General features: G+C 64.6%; 19 protein-coding genes. 10 read left to right on the top strand and 9 right to left on the bottom strand.

Annotation, left to right across the window (positions count from 1 at the left end; genetic code table 11):
• Positions 1 to 18: 18 nt before the first annotated feature.
• The gene (locus JOD47_RS08155; RefSeq protein WP_204533472.1) at positions 19 to 429 is read left to right on the top strand and encodes a cytidine deaminase family protein; all 411 of its coding nucleotides are present in this window, start codon (positions 19 to 21) and stop codon (positions 427 to 429) included.
• 6 nt (positions 430 to 435) lie between these two features.
• Here JOD47_RS08155 and JOD47_RS08160 read toward each other — a convergent pair whose 3' ends face one another.
• Positions 436 to 1,764 carry a uracil-xanthine permease family protein gene (locus JOD47_RS08160; RefSeq protein WP_204533473.1) on the bottom strand — a complete coding sequence of 443 codons (1,329 nt, stop codon included), beginning with the start codon at positions 1,762 to 1,764 and terminating at the stop codon, positions 436 to 438.
• A 122-nt stretch (positions 1,765 to 1,886) separates the two neighbouring features.
• Positions 1,887 to 3,518, bottom strand: a complete 1,632-nt coding sequence (gene pgm, locus JOD47_RS08165) for a phosphoglucomutase (alpha-D-glucose-1,6-bisphosphate-dependent) (protein WP_204533474.1) — start codon at positions 3,516 to 3,518, stop codon at positions 1,887 to 1,889.
• A gap of 231 nt (positions 3,519 to 3,749) precedes the next feature.
• On the opposite strand from pgm, the gene JOD47_RS08170 reads away from it, so the two are divergent.
• Together JOD47_RS08170 and JOD47_RS08175 are read left to right on the top strand one after the other, a co-directional pair.
• Positions 3,750 to 5,171, top strand: a complete 1,422-nt coding sequence (locus JOD47_RS08170; protein WP_307836233.1) for an MFS transporter — start codon at positions 3,750 to 3,752, stop codon at positions 5,169 to 5,171.
• Positions 5,172 to 5,220: 49 nt separating this feature from the next.
• On the top strand, positions 5,221 to 6,582 hold the full coding sequence (locus JOD47_RS08175; protein WP_204533475.1) for a CoA transferase: 1,362 nt from the start codon (positions 5,221 to 5,223) through the stop codon (positions 6,580 to 6,582).
• A gap of 25 nt (positions 6,583 to 6,607) precedes the next feature.
• On the opposite strand, the gene JOD47_RS08180 is transcribed toward JOD47_RS08175, so the two are convergent.
• Positions 6,608 to 7,120 (bottom strand): hypothetical protein, encoded by a 513-nt coding sequence (locus JOD47_RS08180; RefSeq protein WP_204533476.1) that lies wholly within the window; start codon positions 7,118 to 7,120, stop codon positions 6,608 to 6,610.
• Between the two features lie 84 nt (positions 7,121 to 7,204).
• On the opposite strand from JOD47_RS08180, the gene JOD47_RS08185 reads away from it, so the two are divergent.
• Positions 7,205 to 7,375: a hypothetical protein gene (locus JOD47_RS08185; protein WP_204533477.1), complete on the top strand. Its 171-nt coding sequence runs from the start codon at positions 7,205 to 7,207 to the stop codon at positions 7,373 to 7,375.
• A gap of 62 nt (positions 7,376 to 7,437) precedes the next feature.
• Here the strand turns inward: JOD47_RS08185 and JOD47_RS08190 are convergent, their stop codons facing one another.
• Positions 7,438 to 8,904: a peptide MFS transporter gene (locus JOD47_RS08190; RefSeq protein ID WP_204533479.1), complete on the bottom strand. Its 1,467-nt coding sequence runs from the start codon at positions 8,902 to 8,904 to the stop codon at positions 7,438 to 7,440.
• 57 nt (positions 8,905 to 8,961) lie between these two features.
• A complete protein-coding gene (locus JOD47_RS08195; protein WP_204533481.1) occupies positions 8,962 to 10,371 on the bottom strand; it encodes an amidase in 1,410 nt (469 codons plus the stop codon).
• Between the two features lie 92 nt (positions 10,372 to 10,463).
• Between JOD47_RS08195 and JOD47_RS08200 the strand changes: the two genes are divergently transcribed.
• The 4 genes from JOD47_RS08200 (at position 10,464) to JOD47_RS08215 (ending at position 13,208) form a co-directional block, all read left to right on the top strand.
• Positions 10,464 to 10,790 (top strand): rhodanese-like domain-containing protein, encoded by a 327-nt coding sequence (locus JOD47_RS08200; RefSeq protein WP_307836396.1) that lies wholly within the window; start codon positions 10,464 to 10,466, stop codon positions 10,788 to 10,790.
• Complete coding sequence (gene pheA, locus JOD47_RS08205; protein ID WP_204533485.1) at positions 10,787 to 11,734, top strand: prephenate dehydratase; 948 nt, start codon at positions 10,787 to 10,789, stop codon at positions 11,732 to 11,734. The genes JOD47_RS08200 and pheA overlap by 4 nt, the downstream gene beginning before the upstream one ends.
• A 33-nt stretch (positions 11,735 to 11,767) precedes the next feature.
• Positions 11,768 to 12,739: a DNA topoisomerase IB gene (locus tag JOD47_RS08210; RefSeq protein ID WP_204533487.1), complete on the top strand. Its 972-nt coding sequence runs from the start codon at positions 11,768 to 11,770 to the stop codon at positions 12,737 to 12,739.
• 85 nt (positions 12,740 to 12,824) lie between these two features.
• The gene (locus JOD47_RS08215) at positions 12,825 to 13,208 is read left to right on the top strand and encodes a hypothetical protein (RefSeq protein WP_204533488.1); all 384 of its coding nucleotides are present in this window, start codon (positions 12,825 to 12,827) and stop codon (positions 13,206 to 13,208) included.
• An 8-nt stretch (positions 13,209 to 13,216) separates the two neighbouring features.
• On the opposite strand, the gene JOD47_RS08220 is transcribed toward JOD47_RS08215, so the two are convergent.
• The gene (locus JOD47_RS08220; RefSeq protein ID WP_204533489.1) at positions 13,217 to 14,320 is read right to left on the bottom strand and encodes a diacylglycerol/lipid kinase family protein; all 1,104 of its coding nucleotides are present in this window, start codon (positions 14,318 to 14,320) and stop codon (positions 13,217 to 13,219) included.
• Between the two features lie 68 nt (positions 14,321 to 14,388).
• Here JOD47_RS08220 and serS point away from each other — a divergent pair, with 68 nt between their 5' ends.
• Entirely contained in the window at positions 14,389 to 15,654 is a 1,266-nt protein-coding gene (gene serS, locus JOD47_RS08225) for a serine--tRNA ligase (protein ID WP_204533490.1), read from the top strand.
• Positions 15,655 to 15,662: 8 nt separating this feature from the next.
• On the opposite strand, the gene JOD47_RS08230 is transcribed toward serS, so the two are convergent.
• On the bottom strand, positions 15,663 to 16,676 hold the full coding sequence (locus JOD47_RS08230; RefSeq protein ID WP_204533491.1) for a serine hydrolase domain-containing protein: 1,014 nt from the start codon (positions 16,674 to 16,676) through the stop codon (positions 15,663 to 15,665).
• A gap of 81 nt (positions 16,677 to 16,757) precedes the next feature.
• Between JOD47_RS08230 and JOD47_RS08235 the strand changes: the two genes are divergently transcribed.
• A complete protein-coding gene (locus JOD47_RS08235) occupies positions 16,758 to 17,615 on the top strand; it encodes an HAD family hydrolase (RefSeq protein WP_204533492.1) in 858 nt (285 codons plus the stop codon).
• On the opposite strand, the gene JOD47_RS08240 is transcribed toward JOD47_RS08235, so the two are convergent.
• Both JOD47_RS08240 and JOD47_RS08245 read right to left on the bottom strand, forming a co-directional pair.
• Positions 17,612 to 18,238 carry a hypothetical protein gene (locus tag JOD47_RS08240; protein ID WP_204536546.1) on the bottom strand — a complete coding sequence of 209 codons (627 nt, stop codon included), beginning with the start codon at positions 18,236 to 18,238 and terminating at the stop codon, positions 17,612 to 17,614. The two genes, JOD47_RS08235 and JOD47_RS08240, sit on opposite strands and share 4 nt — an antisense overlap.
• Before the next feature lie 76 nt (positions 18,239 to 18,314).
• Positions 18,315 to 18,881 carry an inorganic diphosphatase gene (locus tag JOD47_RS08245; protein ID WP_204536548.1) on the bottom strand — a complete coding sequence of 189 codons (567 nt, stop codon included), beginning with the start codon at positions 18,879 to 18,881 and terminating at the stop codon, positions 18,315 to 18,317.
• Positions 18,882 to 19,004: the final 123 nt, after the last annotated feature.

The raw sequence follows: 19,004 nt of genomic DNA on the forward strand, positions 1-19,004 counted from the left end.
TCAGGCTACGGTGTCAGGATGGACTCCTCGGAGCTGATCCTTGCCGCAGCAAAGCGGTTGAATCCGCATGTCAACGGTGACCGCCTGTTCGGCGACGTCGCTTCCGCCCTCATCACCGACGTCGGCAAAATTCACTACGGGGTGTGCATTGACACGGGCTCGGGTACTGGTTTCTGCGCGGAGGCGGGGGCCATTGGAGCAATGGTGACGGCTGGTGAGTACCGTATTCAATCGATTACTGCTGTGTGGAGGGATGACAGCGGACGACTGTTCGTACTGCCGCCCTGCGGTCGGTGCCGCGAGTTCATCCGGCAGATCGACCCCATGAACCTGGACACGGAGGTGGTTCTCGGCGTCGACCGTGTGAAGCTGTTACGCGAGCTGCTGCCTGAGCATGAGTGGCCGCGACCGCTGCCCGAGCGTTCCTAGCGGAACCTACCCCAGCTTGGAAGGGCGGCTGCCGTGGTCTTCCGCTTCGAGCTGCTCCGGCCCGGCAACGTGCTCGCTGCCGCGGACGCGGGCAATCCCGCTCATGCCATGGAAGATGATGAGGGTAGCCGCCGTGCCCAGTGCAATGCCTGCGAACGTCAGGTCGCCGATCGTCCATGTGAAGTCCGCGATACCCACTACGAGCGCCACACCCGCCGTCGAGAGGTTGATCGGGTTCGAGAAATCGACACGGTTCTGCACCCAGATCCGCACGCCGAGGACGCCGATCATGCCATAGAGAACGACGCCGGCACCTCCCAGTACTCCCGCCGGAACCGTTGCGATGAGCGCACCGAACTTCGGGAAGAGGCTCAGGAGCACCGCGATGACTCCGGCCACCCAGTACGCGGCGGTCGAGTACACCCGTGAGGCGGCCATGACGCCGATGTTCTCGGCATACGTGGTGGTGCCGGAACCGCCACCTGAACCGGCCAGAACGGTGGCCAGTCCGTCCGCCATGAGGGCGCGCCCTGTGATGGGGTCAAGGTCGCGGTTGGTCATGGCGGCCACGGATTTCACGTGGCCGATGTTCTCCGCAACCAGAACCAGGACCACCGGGACAAACAGCCCGATGACTGAAAGGTGAAATTCGGGAGCCATGAAGGGCGGCAGACCGAACCACGCGGCGTCGTTGATGGCGGCGAAGTCCACCTCTCCGCGCAGTACGGCCACGAGATAGCCGACGAGGACGCCGATGAGGATGGATAGCCGGCCGAGAATCCCCTTGAAAAGGACGGTGACGAGGAGGATCGAGATTACCGTCACCAGTGCGGTGAGGGGTGCCTGTTCGAAGCTTGCCTTGGCGGTCGGCGCAAGGTTCAGGCCGATCAGGGCAACGATCGCGCCGGTGACGATTGGCGGCATCAGCAGCTGTATCCATCGCGCGCCTGCCCAGTGCACCGCCAGCCCGATGAGCGCCAGCACGGCACCGGCCAGAACGACGCCGCCGAGTGCCCCGGCAGGGCCGTGCTCGCTCTGCGCCGCCGCAATCGGCGCGATGAAAGCGAAGCTCGAGCCAAGGTAGCTGGGTACGCGGCCGGCAGTGATGACCAGGAAGATCAGCGTGCCGAGGCCGGAGAAGAGCAGCGTGGTGGACGGCGGGAAGCCGGTCAGCAGTGGCACCAGGAAGGTGGCGCCGAACATCGCAACCACGTGCTGCGCACCGATGCCGATGGTCCGTGGCCAGCTCAGCCTCTCATCGGGGGCGACGAACCGACCCGGCTGGACGTTCCGTCCGTCTCCGTGCAGCGTCCAGTTCATTCCGAGTCTGCGCATGGCTGTGTGCCTTCCAGAGATGGTGGGGATCCGCAGGAAATCTTACCCTGCACTTTTTGTCGCCTATCTGTTGTTAAAACCCCTCCGAAACAACAGTTAGGCGACAAAAACTTCCAGCCGGGCTAGGCGATCACGCCATCGACCAGAGCCTTCGCTTCCTCCTGCACCCGCCTCAAGTGATCCTGGCCGAGGAAGGATTCTGCATAGATCTTGTAGACATCCTCGGTTCCGGACGGGCGGGCAGCGAACCAGGCATTCTCGGTGGTGACCTTCAGCCCGCCAATTGGTGCACCGTTGCCGGGCGCTTCGGTGAGGCGTGCGGTGATATCTTCGCCCGCCAGCGTGGTGGCTGAGACGTCCGACGGCGACAGCTTCCCGAGCGCCGACTTCTGCTCGCGTGTGGCGGCAGCATCGATCCGCGCGTAGACCGGTGCCCCAAACCGTTGCGTGAGACCGTCGTAGTGCTGCGACGGTGTGCGTCCTGAGACGGCGGTAATTTCGGAGGCGAGCAGTGCAAGGAGGATGCCGTCCTTGTCAGTGCTCCAGGCTGATCCGTCGTGACGGAGGAAGGATGCCCCGGCAGATTCCTCTCCGCCGAACGCCACCTCACCGGACAGCAGCCCCGGCACGAACCACTTGAAGCCGACGGGAACTTCTTCAAGCACACGGCCCAGATCCGCGGCCACCCGGTCAATGATCGACGACGAAACGAGGGTCTTGCCGACCATCGCATCCGAGCGCCACTGGGGACGGTTCCGGTACAGGTAGTCGATGGCGACGGCGAGGTAGTGGTTTGGATTCATCAGGCCGGAATCCGGGGTGACTATGCCGTGTCGGTCGGCGTCGGCGTCGTTCCCGGTGGAAATGTCAAAGTCTCCAGCCCGCTTGATCAGGGACGCCATGGCATACGGAGAGGAGCAGTCCATGCGGATCTTCTCGTCCCAGTCCAGGGTCATGAACGCCCACTGCGGATCGACGGCGGGGTTCACGACCGTGAGGTCGAGGTTGTGCCGCTCTGCAATGGCTCCCCAGTAATCCACTGACGCGCCGCCCATCGGATCGGCGCCGATCCGTACCCCGGCGCTGCGGATTGCCTCAAGATTGAGAACATTGGGGAGGTCTTCGACGTAGTGCTGGAGGAAGTCATAGGTGCTGACGGAATCCGCCTGCTGCGCCTTTGCGGTGGGAATGCGCTTGACATCCCGCAGCCCGTTCTCCAGTAGTTCGTTGGCGCGGTCCGCGATCCAGTTGGTGGCATCCGAGTCGGCAGGACCGCCGTGGGGAGGGTTGTACTTGAAGCCGCCATCGGCCGGCGGGTTGTGCGACGGCGTGATCACGATGCCGTCCGATTGGTCTGTCCGCGACCCGTTGTAGCCAAGAATGGCGTGCGAAAGAGCCGGAGTGGGCGTGTAGGCACCGCGGGCGTCGATCCGCACGGCGACGTTGTTGGCTGCGAGCACTTCAAGCGCCGTGTTCTGAGCGGGCTCCGACAGCGCGTGGGTGTCCTTGCCCACGAAGAGCGGTCCGGTGATGCCCTGCCCTGCCCGGTACTCGACGATCGCCTGTGTGATCGCGGCGATGTGCCCTTCGTTGAAGGACGACTTCAGCGACGATCCGCGGTGGCCGGAGGTTCCGAACGCAACGCGCTGCGCGGGGTCGGAGAGATCCGGAGTGGAATCGAAGTACGCGTCCAGAAGGGCGCTCACATCAACGAGGTCGCTGGATTGGGCAACGGTGCCTGCTCGATTAGCCATGGGATCAAGCATGCCACTACCCAACAGCATTAGGGGCTTCATCTCGTAGCGGAAGGAAGTGCCGGAGGGCGCTTCGACGGGGATGATCGAGCTGCTCCAGTGACACGTGCCCGGCTTCTTGACAGTGCTCCTTCTCACCTTCACTACATTGCTGAATATACCCCCCATGGGTATAGTGAACGGAGAAATGGGTACCCCCCGGGGGTACCTAGTGGCCCGTAAGGAGATGTGGTGACTGGAAAGACGAGCCAGCGTGGCGGACTAATACCACTATTTGTGATCGCCACGGCGCAGCTGATGTTGGTGCTCGACGATTCGATTGTGAACATCGCGTTGCCGAGCATTCAGGATGAGCTGGGGATCGATCCTGTGGAGTTGCCGTGGGTCGTCAATGCCTACATCCTGGCGTTCGGTGCCTTGCTTCTGCTCGGAGGTCGGATTGGTGACCTGTGGGGACGCCGGCGAACACTGCAGTTGGGTATCGCCGTCTTCGTCGTCGCTTCCCTTATCGGCGGACTTGGCCAGGACGCGATGACGCTCATCATTGCCCGAGCCGTTCAGGGTCTTGGGGCTGCGCTGGCGGCACCGAACGCGCTGGCGTTGATTACAACGACTTTCTCCGACCGGAAATCCCGGGATACCGCACTTTCCCTTTACGGGGCGATGTCCGGCCTGGGGATCGTCATTGGCCTGCTTCTGGGCGGGGTCCTCGCCGGGACCCTTGGCTGGCGGTGGGTGTTCTTCATCAATATCCCGATCGGCCTGCTTGTCCTTCTCGGTAGCCGCACACTCGTCGCAGCCGAGCGCCACACGGGCCAACTCGGGGCACCCGGAGCAGTGCTGGGGACCGGCGGGATGGTGGCCCTGGTCTACGCCATCACGCGCCTTGGAGAAGATGGCTTCGCGGATCCGGTCGCTTTGATTCTTCTTGGCGCCTCCGCCGCGCTGATTGCACTGTTCGTCCTTAACCAAAGGCGCAGCAGCAGCCCGTTGGTGCCATTGAGCCTTTTCCGCGACCGGAATCGTTCCGGGGCGTACCTGAGCATGCTTCTCTTGGCTATCGGCCCAATGGGTACCTTCTATGTGATTACGCTCTACCTGCAGAAGGTGCTGGAGTTTGATCCTTTGCGGACGGGTGCGGCATGGTTGCCCTTCGCCGCTGGCCTGATTCTTGGTGCCGGCGCGGCGCCAAAGCTCCTGCTTCGAATCGCTCCACGAACCATTGCCGCGTTCGGTTCCCTCCTCAGCGCCGTGGCCGCTCTCTGGTTCTCGGGGATTACCCTCGAGCTGAGCTACTGGTTGCATCTGGCACCAGCGATGTTTGTTCTCGCCCTTGGATTCGGACTGGGCGTTATCGCTCTCACGCAGGCTGCGGTCTACCGAATTGATCCCGACAAAGCCGGGATTGCCTCCGCGCTCCTCAATACTGCCCAACAGATTGGTGTTGCTCTTGGCCTGGCCGTGCTGGCCGGCGTCGCTGCGACCGTCACGGCGATGCCGCACAACGAGGCGATGCGGGCGGGTGAGGCGCTCGTCGCCGGATACAGCACCTCACTTATTGTGGCTGCTGGTGTTCTCGTCGTCGCCGCCGTAGTGTCGATCGGCACGCTCAGCGCAAGCCCATCAGCGGAGAATGAACCGGTAGCGCTCTAACGCGCCCCCATTAGGCCATGTGAGCATCAAACGAGCGCATAATGCACTCATGGATTGCTTCCTGCCCGGCGATGATCCGGTGCCTGGCTTATGGGGGTACTTCGCTCCGCTCCTTCCGGAGCTGACCGAACCGGCGTCGTGGTCCGGTCCTCGCTGGTGGTGGAAAGGGCCGCTCGATGTCGAGGGACTTGCGCTCGGCTCCGTGCAGGCAGTTGCCACATCTCTTGCCGCTGCGTCACCGGGCAGGAACGTTACGTTCACTTCACCGGGGGTGGCTGCGTGGTTCGACTCCTTCACCCATTTTCGGATCGCGGGGTCGCCGATCCAGGCGTTTGCGCCCCTGTCAGGGTTTCGCCGGGCAGCGGACGGCTGGGTGAGACTTCACGGGAACTACCCGCATCACGAACAGGCGCTGCTGACCGCGCTCGGTGTGTCCGCAGTGGAGGATGTCGATGCTGCGCTACTGGAATATCCGGCAGCTGCCATCGAAGAGGCCGTCACCGCCCGAGGCGGGCTGGCCGCGGCGGTTCGGACACCGCAGGAATGGGCTACAACCCCGGCCGGACGGGCTGTCGCTGACGAACCATTCGCGCGGCTGTCGACGAGCACTTTCCGGCGCGGAACAAGAACCTTCGGAGGCAGCAAAGGCCTGTTGGACGGAGTCCGCGTCCTGGACCTGACCAGGGTCATCGCCGGCCCCTCCGCCAGCAGGCTTCTCGGTGCGCTGGGCGCAGATGTGCTGCGGGTGGACCCGGTGACGCTTCCGGAGCTGGAGCACCAGCACGTGGAAACCGGGTTCGCGAAGCGCAGCGCAGTGGCGGACTTCAACGATCCTGAGCAGCTTGCGCGCTTGCGGGCGCTTCTTCCCGCCGCGGATGTGGTGCTCAGCGCCTACCGTGGAGGAGCGATGGACAGGTACGGGCTAGGCATCAATTCTTTACGCGCGGACTTCCCGGGCCTCGCCGTCGTCGTCCTGGATGCCTGGGGTGATGCCGGTCCTTGGGCGGACCGGCGCGGGTTCGACAGCATCGTGCAGGCGGCCACCGGTATCGCACAGGTCTACGGCACCGGATCGGGGACTGATTTCCGGCCTGGCGCCCTTCCGGTCCAGGCTCTCGACTACGCAACGGGTCTGGGAATGGCGGCCTCCGCCGTCGGGCTTGTAACTGCCCGCAGCCGCGGCCTGAGTGGTTCAGCGCATCTTTCACTGGCCCGCACAGCGACTGAACTACTCCGGATGCGCGTACCGGGCATCGCGCCGTCTGCGGAGGCGGAGACGCCGCTCCGACGTTCAGACAGTGCTTACGGCGAGCTGGTCTTCGTGCCGCCGCCGCTGGTGATTGACGGCAGGCAGATTGAGTATCCGTATCCTCCCCAGCGCTACGGCAGTGCCTCCTTGGAGTGGAGGTAGACGCGGCTACCTACCGGGACTTCAGCTACGAAACGGTGAGCGTCACCGGCCCGGCTTCACCCGGACCGCCGCACTGCTCGGAGCCGCCTACCCGGACCCACTCCAGCGCGAACTCGCCCTCGACGAGGACGGTCCCGTCTGCAGCGAGAGCCCGTACGGTGACGCTTTCGGGGGTGTCCATGTCGAGGTTTATCGCCCAACTGTCCTCGTCCAGCGGCGTGGCCATGTAGGGCGAGAAGAACTCGCGCGGAGGGTGTGATTTCTGGCCGGTTTCATCGATTGTTCCACCAGGCGCTGGGGGAGGAATGGTCTCCGGCGGGACCTCGGGTTCAGTCGGCGGGCGCACAACCCGCGAACACTCGCCGTCCACGCAGCCCTGCACCTCGGCAACGGCCGAAACGTTGCCCTCCAGCTCCACCAGAAGGTTGTTCAGCCAGCCAATCGCCGGGCACACCACAGACGGCCCACCGGGCCCGGCGCACCCCGCAGGCAGCATCGAAGAAATAACGACGACGGCGCCCGGCCAGTACTTCCCCATGCGCCCAGTGTGGCACCGGCAGGCCCTAGTGCACAGGCCTGCCGGGCGGTACGTTGAGAACACCCGTCAACGAAAGGTTGTGTCATGAGCGAGAACCCCACCAGCGACGAGATTGACGACACTGACGACGAAAAGCTGGAGCAGGACGCCGAGCAGGCTGCAGGCAAGGCCAACACCGAAAGTGGCGGCGACTACGGCGGACCAGGCCCGGAGAACGAGACCGGCAACGCCGATTCCGCAGAAGACGGCTCTTAAAGTACAAATGACGACGGCGCCCTCCCGCGAAAGGAGGGCGCCGTCGTCGTTCGCTATGGGATCTAGCGGACGCCGCTCATCAGTTTCTTGATGGCGGGCGTAGCCAGCGCAAGGGCTATGCCGAGCACGATTGCCGTGATGCCGCTGAAGGAGAAGTACGGCACCTCGTTGTCCTGGTTGTAGTACCCCGCCAGAATGCCGGCCACCGTGGTTCCCAGCGAGATCGACAGGAAGAACAGCGCAACCATCTGCGTCCGGAAGGCGCTCGGCGCAAGTTTGGTTGCAACCGAAAGCCCGATCGGTGACAGGAACAGCTCCGCCCAGGTGAAGAACAGCAGGATGACCGCGAGAGCGATCAGCGGGGTGCTGTTCGGGCCGCCGCCGGAGAACGGGATGAACAGCAGGAACGCGACACCCATGAACACGAGGCCCAGCGCGAACTTCAGCGGCGACGACGGCTGCCGGCTTCCCAGCTTCGTCCACAGCGCAGCGAATACGGCGGCAAAGATGATGATGAAGATCGGGTTGATCGACTGCACAAAGCTCGGCGGCATGACCCAGCCGAACAGGTTACGGTCCAGGCTGCGGTCCGCGTAGATCGCGACGACGGTGAACTGCTGCTGGAACAGCCCCCAGAAGGCAGCGCTCGCAATGAACAGCGGAATGAAGGAGTAGACCCGCTTGCGTTCGATGGCGGTCACGCGCTTGCTGCGCAGGATCACCGTGAAGTAGGCGATCGACGCCGCGATGGCGACGTACGCCATGGTTTGGGCGAGATTCGCAGGTGTGACCAGACCGGTGGTGAAGGCAAGGATGATCACGACGACGCCGGCCGCAGCGATCAGGCCCATTCGCCCCAGTCGGCCGGAGGGCAGCGGGTTGGTCACCGCGTGGGCTGTCTCCGGCAGGTTCTTGCGGGTCAGCGCGTACTGCGTCAGGCCGATCGCCATGCCGACCGCCGCGAGACCGAAGCCATAGTGGAAACCGAACTCCGTCCAGGCCAGACCTGTCAGCAGTGGGCCGATGAGGGCGCCGATATTGATGCCCATGTAGAAGATGGAGAAGCCGGCGTCGCGCCGCTCATCTCCCTCGGCGTAGAGGGTTCCAACCAGCGAGGTCGCGTTGGCCTTGAGGCCGCCGGATCCGACACCGACGAGAATAAGACCGACCGCGAGGCCTACTCCGCCCGGCAGCAGCGCCAGCGCAATGTGGCCGAACATGATCATGATGGCGGAGTAGAAAAGGACCTTCTCGGATCCCATGACCCGGTCAGCCAGCCATGCTCCAAGGATGGTGGAGAGGTAGACGCCGCCGCCGTAGGCCCCCACCAGGCCGGTGGCGATTCCCTGGTCAATGCCGAGGCCGCCGTCGGCCACGGAGTAGTACATGTAGTAGAGGAGGATTCCCTGCATGCCGTAGAAGGAGAAGCGCTCCCAGAGTTCTACGCTGAACAGGTTCGCAAGCATCCGGGGGTGACCCAGAAACTTCTTGCCCTCCGTTGTGGCTGTTTGATTGTGAGTTGTGCTCATTTACTCCATGATGCCAGCCACCTTTTGGACTGTCATATCCAAAATGCGAACAAACAGTTATGCTATTGGGTTTTGGCTCGTGCGGTAGTGGTCCTCAAGCTGGGCTGACACGGTAAGGAGATCCGCCTCCGCGCTGGGCCTTCCGATGAGCTGGATGCTCATGGACAGGCCCTCGGCCGTGGTGAACACCGGCACCGAGATGGCCGGCAGTCCGCACACGTTGACCATCGACGTGTAGGGGGAGTATTGGCACTGACGCAGGTAGTCCGTGTCAGCATCCGCATCAAGGTACCAACCGATCGGACGCGGCACCATGCCCAGTGCCGGGGTCGCGATGATGTCGAAGGCGGAGTACTGCTGAATGGTGTCCTGCTCGAACTGCCGCAGGATATCGACGGCGGAGGCAAGGTCCGGAGCTGACTTGCCTTGCGCGCGGTGCCGAAGGGTACGGGCGAGGGTCGTCAGGTCCTTCTCCCGGTCAGCCGGAATGCGTGCGACGGCCAGGCCCGCGGTCCATACCGTCTGAAAGGCCTCGTGGTACCGGGGATCGTAGCGAAGGTCCGTCTCCATCACGTCGTGCCCCACCGCGCCGAGTGCGTGTACACCGGCGTCGAAACCGGCCCGCGCGGCGTCGTCTAGTTCGATGGGAAAGGCAGCGGCGAACGGCGAGAGTGTGCTGACACCGATCCGGAATCTGCCGTCCGCCCGGAGCGCCGCGTCAAGGAATGAACCATGGGCGGCCGCACTGGTTGCGTGGAAGTTGGGCTCGTCCACCATGGCGTCAAGCAGCAGGGCGGCATCCGCCGTCGTCCGCGCAAGCGGTCCGGCAACCACAAATTGACCGAGGTCGCTTTGACCTGCACCGGAAGGCACCCTTCCGCGGTTGGGTTTGAGGCCGATCAGTCCGGTTGCAGCAGCCGGAATCCGGACCGAACCGCCGCCGTCCGTGCCCGGCGCAAAGGGAATCAGGCCTGCAGCGACGGCCGCGGCGCTGCCACCGGAGGAACCGCCTGAGCTGAGCGCCGGGTTGAGCGGATTCCGCGACGGCGGCGCGATGAGATTCTCGCTGTAGCAGCTCAAACCGAACTCCGGGACCTGCGTCTTTCCCAGGCTGACCGTGCCGGCCCTCCGGAGAACGGCGACAAGCGGTGAGTCCGCGGCCGCCACTGTGTGCCGCAGCGCTGCGCTTCCGTGCGTGGTCACAACGCCGACGACGTCGGTCAGGTCCTTGTGCGCGAGCGGCAGCCCATGCAGTGGAGGCAGGTCAGCCCCGCTCGCCTGCTGCTGGTCAGCGGCCCCGGCTTCCGCCAGGGCCGCGTCAGCCGTCACGGTGACGAACGCACCCAGCTCCGGATTCCGGGCGTCGATCCGCTCCAGGTAATGCGCAGTGAGTTCCCGGGAGCTGAGCTCACCGCGCCGAAGGAGCTCCCGTTGTTCGAGTGCGGTCAGCTCGGAAAGGGAGCTCATGGGAGGGCCTTCCTCAGGGGTGGGGTGGGTGCGGTCCCCACTATAGGCTTGGATTCAGGCGTATCGGATGAGGAAGAGAAATGGGGCTTGCAGTGACCAACAGCGAAAACGTGTCCATCGACGCCATCAGTGAGGGCACCGCCGTCCTGGACGTGCGTGAGGACTATGAGTGGGAGGCGGGACACATCGAAGGAGCCCTCCACATTCCTGTCAACGATATTCCGGCCCGGCTCGACGACCTCGATCCGGATGAAGACCTGCACGTCATCTGCCGGACCGGCGGGCGCTCGTTCCGGGTAAGCGAATGGCTGGTCGCCAACGGATACTCAGCGGTGAACGTCAGCGGCGGAATGGACGCCTGGGTCGAGGCCGCGCGGCCCATGGTCTCCGAAACCGGCGAGGAGCCGCGCGTTCTATGAGTTCCTACGCATATCTCGGCCCCGAGGGTACCTTCACTGAGGCAGCGCTTCTCCAGGTGCCCGGCGCGGACAAGGCGGAACGGGTACCCGCAACCACGGTGAGCTCTGCTCTCGACATGGTGCGCGCCGGCCGCGTCACAGCCGCGATGGTACCCATCGAGAATTCGGTGGAGGGCGGCGTTTCAGCCACCCTCGATGCGATCGCCAACGGAGAGCCCCTGCGGATCATCCGCGAGATCCTCGTTCCGGTTTCCTTTGTTCTGGTGGGACGTCCGAGTGTGGAACTCGCCGGCATCCGTTTCGTGGCAACCCATGGACACGCCTGGGCACAGTGCCGGGGTTGGACCGAACAGAACATTCCAGCTGCGGAATACATGCCTTCCTCCTCGACGGCGGCAGCCGCCCACGCACTGCTCGACGACGGCGCCGCCCACGACGCCGCGATCTGCTCACCCCTCGTAGCCAACCGGCTTGGCCTGCGCGTCCTCGCCGAGCACATCGGTGATGTTGCCGACGCGGTGACCCGGTTCATCCTGGTCAGCCGGCCTGACACCCTGCCGGCACGGACCGGGGCGGACAAAACCACCCTGGTCATTCCCCTCCCGGAAGACCACCCGGGCGCCCTGATGGAGATCCTCGATCAGTTCGCCGCACGCGGCGTGAACCTCAGCAGGATCGAATCACGCCCAACCGGACTGTTCCTGGGGGACTACTTCTTCAGCATCGACGCGGACGGCCACGTTGCGGATGCCCGCGTAGCCGACGCCCTCCAGGGACTTCACCGCATCAGTCCCGGATTGCGGTTCCTCGGCTCGTACGCCCGGGCGGACCGACGCGAATATGACGTCGCCCGGCACACCTCCGATCAGGCGTTCCAGTCAGCCCAGGAGTGGGTTGACTCTCTGCTGCGTTCCCCCACGGCTGATCCGGAGAGCATAGGCTAGGTCTTCCCCGCAGGAGGTATCAGAGGAGGCGGCGTGCCACGACTTCGACGCAGCGACTGCAACAGGCCCGGCTACACCCGCCGTCGCCATGGGAAGGGCTTCAGCTACCGCAACCAGCAGGGCGAGCCGCTGGAGCGGGATGAGGTTGAGCGGATCCGGGAACTCGTCATCCCGCCCGCCTGGCAGGATGTCTGGATCAGCCCGTACCCCACCGGGCATATTCAGGCGGTAGGCACGGACGACGCCGGCCGGCGCCAGTACATCTATCACACCGCGTGGCGCGAGAAAAAGGACCGCGAGAAGTTCGATCGTGCGCTGGACTTCGGCGAACGGCTCCCCGGTGCGCGGCGGGTCATCACGCAGCACCTGCGGAGCAACGGCAGCGGCAAGGAGCGGGCCTTCGCCGCAGCACTGCGCATTGTGGACTCCGGTGCGTTGAGGATGGGCTCCGCGCAGTATGCCGCAGAGAACGGCTCCTTCGGAGTGACAACCGTGTTGGTCGAGCATGTCACCATCAGCGGTTCGGTCATCACCCTGCAGTTCCCGGGAAAGAGCGGCCAGCAGTGGGACACCACCATCGAGGACGCGGATCTCGCGGCGGCACTGCGGCCGATGGTGCGCAGGGAGGGCGCGGAGACGATGCTGGCGTACCGTGCCGCGGACGAATCCTGGCACCCGGTCGATGCTTCCCAGCTCAACGAGTTCCTCCGCCAGGTCACGGGCGGAGGCTTCACGGCGAAGGATTTCCGTACCTGGCAGGCCACGGTCGTTGCGGCCATGGAGCTCTCCCGGATGGACCTGAAAGCCACCAGCCGAACAGCACGGCAGAAGGCGGTCGCCGCGACCATGCGCTCGGTCGCTGAACACTTGGGCAATACTCCCGCGGTTGCCCGCAGTTCGTATGTGGATCCGCGTGTGGTGGACCGCTTCATGTCAGGGGAGGCCATTCCCGTGGCGAGCTACTCCGCGTCGGAGAAGGCTGTTCGCGAGCTGCTTAAAGCGTAGGAATCCTTTCCCACGGACCGGCTGCTAAGTAGGCTGATGGTGAGCGCCCGGCCAGTGGGCGACCCTTTTTGGAAAGGCAGGCACCATGAGCGAGCAGCCACAGAACAACGAGGTCAACCCGAACAAGGGTGACGGATCAACCTCTGACCCGAACTGGCACGGCGACGCCGGCGACCAGGGCAATGACCTGCGCTTCGCTGAGGAGCAGCAACTGATCAACAGCCAGGCTCAGAACGCGGATGCGGTGGGCGAGACAACCGGCACCGCTACCGGCGGCTACACCGGCGCGCAGCGCGCGAACGGCGTCGGCGAGTACACCGAAGGTCAGGATCAGCTTGACGAAGGCGAGTACACCGACAAGGACGGCACCACGGACGCTGACTCAAACCTCGAGGGTGAGTACACCGACGCCGATTCGGTCCCGTCCCTCCAGGAACGCGGCGACGCCGAGGGAACCGAGCGCCGCTAGCAGCACCGCTATGGCGCAGGCGCGTCGCTGAACATTCCAGCTGATGGTCCGGTTGTCCGTCCAGGGACCCGGACCATCAGTGCGCCGGGAGCCACGCTCACGCTCAGGGAAGTGACATCGCCGGAGGTGTCGCCGTCGAGCTGGGTACCGGTTGCCTCCGATACCCGGACGTCCACCCGCTTCACGCGGTGGTAGGTGATCACCGGAATCGGCCCCGGGTGCCGGAAGAGGATCTTCGCGGCAACCCACAGCCAGCCGAGCATGCTGCGCGGGCTGGTGATCACAACATCGAGGTAACCGTCGTCTATCGTGGCGCCGGGAACGAAGGTAATGCCGCCGGGCAGCCGCGCGCAGTTCGCAAACAGGACGCTGTGCACCTTGCGGGACTGCGCCGGTCCGCCGTCAATGCTGATCGACATGCGCTGGCGCTTGCCGGGCAGGCTGCGCACGCCGGCCTCGCTATAGGCCAGCCAGCCGAACTTCTTTTTCAGCGCGTCTTTCGTGGCGGCCACCACCACCGCATCGAGCCCGACGCCGCCCATCACCAGGAACGTATGCTCACCGCTGACACCGGTCCGCTCATTGCGAAGCTCGACCCGGCCCATATCGATCCGCCGGCCGGCACCGTGAAGCGCCTGCCGGACGCTGCGTGGAACGTCATTCACCGCAATACCGAGGTTGCGCGCCAGCAGGTTGCCGGTCCCCAGCGGCAGCAGTCCCAGCGCAGCGTCGCTATGAACCAGCCCGGTTGCCACAGCGCGGACTGTGCCGTCTCCGCCGGCCGCAATAACGACGTCGTAACCGTCCGTGACAGCGCGCCTCGCCTGGGCGGCACCCGGCTCCGCCACCGTAGTCTCCAGCACCAGGGGAGGTTCCCATCCGGCGTCTGAACAGGCTTGCTCAACCTGCTCGCGGGCGAGCGGAGCGCTGAGTTTGACCGGGTTGAGGACCAGCGCAACCCGCTGGTGTTCACCTGTCGCCGAAAGGGTGGTGCGCGGTTCCTCCCACTGCGGGGAGCGTTCGCGGCGCAGCTTTCGCACGCCCCACCAGCTGAACGCTGACGCGGCTGCGGCGACAACCGCAAGGGCGGCGATGATCCACTCAAGGGGCATGATTTCCCCAGACTATCGCCCAGCGCGTGTGTGCCGGGCGCGCTGATCCCATTCGGTAGTCTTGGGAGGTGATCGACGTAAACGAACTCCGCGACAATCCTGAAAAGTTCCGCCTTTCGCAGCGCTCGCGGAAGGCTGATGAGTCCCTGGTTGATGCGATCATCGCGGCTGATTCCCGGCGTCGTGAGGCGGTCACCAGCGCGGAATCGCTGCGGGCCGAGCAGAACTCCTTCGGCAAGCGTGTTGCCAAGGCGCAGGGTGAGGAAAAGCAGGCGCTTCTTGCCGAGGTCAAGGAGCTGGCCTCGTCGGTGAAGGCTGCCGCTGCCCAGGCCGAGGAAGCGAAGTCGGAAGCGGACTCCCTGCTGCGTCGGTTGCCCAACGCCATCCTCGATGGCGTACCGGCGGGCGGTGAGGAAGATTTCGTCGTTCTCAAAACAGTGGGGGAGCCCCGGCAGTTCGGCTTCGAGCCGCGGGACCACCTGGAAATCGGCGAGCTGATCGGCGCGATCGACATGGAGCGCGGCGCCAAGGTATCCGGGTCGCGGTTCTACTTCCTGAAGGGCGTTGGCGCCCGCCTGGAGCTTGCGCTGCTCAACATGGCCATGGACCAGGCAATCAAGGCCGGCTTCACGCCCATGATCACGCCCACGCTGGTGCGGCCCGAGACCATGCAGGGAACCGGCTTCGATATCGCCCATGACGCGGAGATCTACCGGCTCCCGGAAGACGACCTCTACCTGACCGGCACGTCCGAGGTGGCGCTGGCCGGGTACCACTCGGATGAGATCGTGGACCTCTCGACCGGGCCGTTGCGGTATGCCGGCTGGTCATCCTGCTACCGGAGGGAAGCCGGCTCACACGGGAAAGACACCCGGGGGATCATCCGCGTGCACCAGTTCAACAAGGTGGAGATGTTTACCTACACCACGGTTGAGGAATCCCACGCGGAGCACCAGCGCATGCTCGCCTGGGAGGAAGAGATGTTGACGAAGGTCGAGCTGCCCTACCGCGTCATCGACACCGCTGCCGGAGATCTCGGGATGTCAGCCGCACGCAAATTCGACTGCGAGGCCTGGGTGCCCACCCAGAATGCGTACCGCGAGCTGACCTCCACCTCGAACTGCACCAGCTTTCAGGCGCGGCGGCTCAACATTCGCGAACGCGTTGCGGGGGCCAAGGCTACCCGCGCCGTCGCAACGTTGAACGGCACCCTCGCGACAACGAGGTGGATCGTCGCCATCCTTGAGCACCACCAGAACCCCGACGGCTCGGTCAACGTGCCGGTTGCGCTACGCCCCTACCTCGGAGGCCTTGAGGTTCTTCCGGTCCTGTAGGCGCAGGCTCAAGCGAGCTCCGCGTCGATCATCTGTGCGAGTGCCGAAATCACCGGCCACGCCCCCTCGGAGCTGTTGCCGAGGACGCTGACGGTGGTCCGGCTTCCCGGGATGTGCGTCGACCGGAAGGAAGCGCCCGCGTCATACCCCTCGAGGATCAGCGCCGGGTGTTTTTTGTGGATCCAGAACCCCATCCCGTACCGCATCTGCTCGGCCGGTACTTCATGGCGCGGGCGGACCATCTCCGCTGCCGTCTCGCGCGAGACGATCCGTCCCTCCAGAAAGGCAAGCCAGAAGCGGTGCAGGTCGGATGCCGTGGTGAACGCCCCGCCGTCGCCGTTGCCGAGAACCGGCAGATGCAGCGTGTTCACAAGATTGCCCTCGTCGAAGACATAGCCGGGCGCGGCATCGGCAGGCAGGTCATTCAGCGGCAGGAAGGCCGTTTCCTCCAGGCCCGCCGGTTGAAACACGAGCTGCTGAACGGCGTCGTGGTAATTCTGTCCGGTAACCCGCTCCAACAGCACCGCCAGCACCATATAGCCCCCGTTGCAGTACTCGAACCTTTCCCCTGGAGCGAACTGCTGCGGGTGCCCGTCGAGCATCGGCAGGAAAGCCTCCGAGGTAGTGAGCGTGTGCACGGGAAGGGTGAGCACATGGTCGGACACCTCCCAGCCGGCATCCTCATCCAGATAGTCGCCCATACCCGACGTGTGCGTGAGCAAGTGCTCCACGGTCACGCCGCCGGCGATCAGCGGCAGGTCCCCGTCCAGCAGCGTCCGCACCGGTTGGTCGAGCCGCAGGCGGCCGTCTTCGACCAACCGCATGACCGCCAGGGCGGTGAACGCTTTGCTGCCGCTCGCAATCGCAATGCGCGTGTGGGCCGACAGGGGCACGCGGAGGGCGCGATGGAGGAAGCCCTCGCAGCGCTCAAGCGTGCGTTGGTCCCCGACATCGACAGCGATGACGCCGGTGAACACTCCCTTTGAGACGGCTTCGTCGATGCTTCGCGTATCTACGTTCATCTGTGCTCCCGTAACCGCTCGTTGGCCTAGTTGTGATCAAAAACCTACCCGCGATCATTGGCTTTCTGGTTCACTTTAACGATGACAACTACATTTTCCGCTGGCATCGATGACCAGCAGCAGACAACGCGTAAACTCATTGCCCTCGATGTTGACGGGACCCTCGTAGACCACGAGGGGCACATGTCGGACGAGGTCCGCACTGCCGCCGGCGCCGTCGTGGACGCCGGCCACGAGGTGGTGATTGCCACCGGTAGGTCGCTCGGCGCCACCCTGCCCATCATCGAGAAGATCGGGCTCACACGCGGCCACGCGGTGTGCTCAAACGGCGGCGTCACTTTGCGCATCGATGTGGACGAGTTTGAGGACGGCTATGAAGTCATCAACCGGGTGGTCTTCGACCCGCGGCCGGCGCTGGTGGCTCTCCGCAAGTGCCTTCCCTCAGCCAAGTTCGCACTCGAAGACGACGAGGGCCGGTTCCTTTCCACCGAGCGGTTCCAGGACGCGAGTTTCGGAGCCGAGGCTGAAAGCGTGGACTTCCAGCGGATGCTGCGGGCGAGGGCCGTCCGGGTGGTGGTGTTCAGCACGGACAGCACGGCCGAGGAGTTCGGCGAGGCAGTCGAGTCCATCGGACTCCACGGCGTGACCTACTCCGTGGGGTGGACCGCCTGGCTGGACATCGCAGCGGCGGGCGTCACGAAGGCCAGCGCGCTTGAGCTGGTACGCCGGAGGCTCGACGTCGACCCCTCCGAAACCGTTGCCATCGGTGACGGCCGCAATGACATCGAGATGCTCTCCTGGGCGGCGCGCGGGGTTGCGATGGGCCAGGCCCCGGAAGAGGTACTGGCCGCGGCTTCCGAGGTGACGGCTTCGGTGTATGACGACGGCGCCGCCAAGATCCTGCGCTCGCTCACCCGGGCGGGGCAGGACGAGCGCTAGTACGCCAGCGCTGCCGGCGGCAGCGCCGCCGGACCGTACACCAGGTCCAGCAGCCGGGCGGCTGCGGGACGGGTGGCCCACTCTTCCATCCAGTGTGAACGGATGACGGCCTTGCTCACTGCCTGGGTGGTGATTCCCAGCTCTTGGGCGATCAGTTTCTGTTGCCCGCGGGCTCCCGGTGTCATGAGGTCCAGGACGTTCCACTCCGCCTCGGTGCGTGTGTAGACAATCTGCCCCAGGAGCCGCAGCACCGCTTCCGCTTCGGCTGAAACCTCCGAGTCGGGGCCCTCGATTGCCAGCGGGATCCGCTCACCTGTTTTCTGGGCACGGTTCACCGCCCTGCGTGAATAGACCAGGCCGTACCCCTCGGCGTCGGTGATTCGTTCCGGTAAAGGGGAGTGGACCTCGCCGACGCCGATCCCGACATGCCACCGGCGGAACCGGATAGCTTTCAGCGCCACATCGACGGCGACCCCTGCGCTGCCCACAACCCCCTGCAGCTCGTCGCCCACGGATCGCTGGAAAGGCACCACGGAGTCCACGAACCGGAACTCACGCAGCAGATCGGGCACCAGGTCGCCGACGTCGCGGGAATCGCGCTGATTAATGGTGACCACGAACAGCATGACCCCAGTATGACCGAGTAAGCCGCCGAATCAACCGATTTACGTTGATTCGGCGGCTTTGTTTGATCTGTGTCTAGCGACCCTGCGGTTCGTTGTCGGCGTTGTCTGCGTCCGTGTCAACGGCACGGCCCTGCGGCTCGTCCTCTTCACTCGCCTCGCCCAGGGCCTGGAACCGCTTCAGGGATGCTTCCACTTCTGCTTCTGCGGCCTCGCGACCCTCCCAGTCAGCGGCTTCAACCCACTTGCCCGGCTCCAGGTCCTTGTACTTGCGGAAGAAGTGCTCGATCTCATCCAGCAGGAACGTGGAGACGTCCCCGAGATCCTGGATGTGGTCGAAGCGGGCATCGACGGGGACGCACAGCACTTTGGCGTCGCCGCCGCCGTCGTCCACCATGTTGAAAACGCCGATCGGGCGCGACTCGACCAGGACGCCCGGGATGAGGTCGAAGTCCTGCAGCAGAACCAGGGCGTCCAGCGGATCGCCGTCTTCGCCAAGCGTGTTCTCGAAGTATCCGTAGTGCGTGGGGTACTGCATCGAGGTGAAGAGCACGCGATCCAGCCGGAGGCGGTGGGTCTCGTGGTCGATCTCATACTTGACGCGTGATCCCTTGGGGATCTCAATAGTGACGTCGAGCTTCATGGCCATGTGGAACTCCTGCGGTCAGCGGATTGGTGAGCGGGTGAAGACATCGGTGGGGCTGCTGAACCCACAGCCCCCATTTACTGTTAAAGATATAGGCCGCCGCCCGCATCATCGATTCGT

The sequence above is a fragment of the Arthrobacter tumbae genome (genome assembly GCF_016907495.1).
Lineage (GTDB): Bacteria > Actinomycetota > Actinomycetes > Actinomycetales > Micrococcaceae > Arthrobacter_D > Arthrobacter_D tumbae.

Excerpts from the sequence above, each read along its gene's own strand:
- JOD47_RS08155 (WP_204533472.1), top strand. The coding sequence starts at position 19 with ATGGACTCCTCGGAGCTGATCCTTGCCGCAGCAAAGCGGTTGAATCCG.
- JOD47_RS08160 (WP_204533473.1), bottom strand. The coding sequence starts at position 1,764 with ATGCGCAGACTCGGAATGAACTGGACGCTGCACGGAGACGGACGGAAC.
- pgm (WP_204533474.1), bottom strand. The coding sequence starts at position 3,518 with ATGGCTAATCGAGCAGGCACCGTTGCCCAATCCAGCGACCTCGTTGAT.
- JOD47_RS08175 (WP_204533475.1), top strand. The coding sequence starts at position 5,221 with ATGGATTGCTTCCTGCCCGGCGATGATCCGGTGCCTGGCTTATGGGGG.
- JOD47_RS08180 (WP_204533476.1), bottom strand. The coding sequence starts at position 7,120 with ATGGGGAAGTACTGGCCGGGCGCCGTCGTCGTTATTTCTTCGATGCTG.
- JOD47_RS08185 (WP_204533477.1), top strand. The coding sequence starts at position 7,205 with ATGAGCGAGAACCCCACCAGCGACGAGATTGACGACACTGACGACGAA.
- JOD47_RS08190 (WP_204533479.1), bottom strand. The coding sequence starts at position 8,904 with ATGAGCACAACTCACAATCAAACAGCCACAACGGAGGGCAAGAAGTTT.
- JOD47_RS08195 (WP_204533481.1), bottom strand. The coding sequence starts at position 10,371 with ATGAGCTCCCTTTCCGAGCTGACCGCACTCGAACAACGGGAGCTCCTT.
- pheA (WP_204533485.1), top strand. The coding sequence starts at position 10,787 with ATGAGTTCCTACGCATATCTCGGCCCCGAGGGTACCTTCACTGAGGCA.
- JOD47_RS08215 (WP_204533488.1), top strand. The coding sequence starts at position 12,825 with ATGAGCGAGCAGCCACAGAACAACGAGGTCAACCCGAACAAGGGTGAC.
- JOD47_RS08220 (WP_204533489.1), bottom strand. The coding sequence starts at position 14,320 with ATGCCCCTTGAGTGGATCATCGCCGCCCTTGCGGTTGTCGCCGCAGCC.
- JOD47_RS08230 (WP_204533491.1), bottom strand. The coding sequence starts at position 16,676 with ATGAACGTAGATACGCGAAGCATCGACGAAGCCGTCTCAAAGGGAGTG.
- JOD47_RS08235 (WP_204533492.1), top strand. The coding sequence starts at position 16,758 with ATGACAACTACATTTTCCGCTGGCATCGATGACCAGCAGCAGACAACG.
- JOD47_RS08245 (WP_204536548.1), bottom strand. The coding sequence starts at position 18,881 with ATGAAGCTCGACGTCACTATTGAGATCCCCAAGGGATCACGCGTCAAG.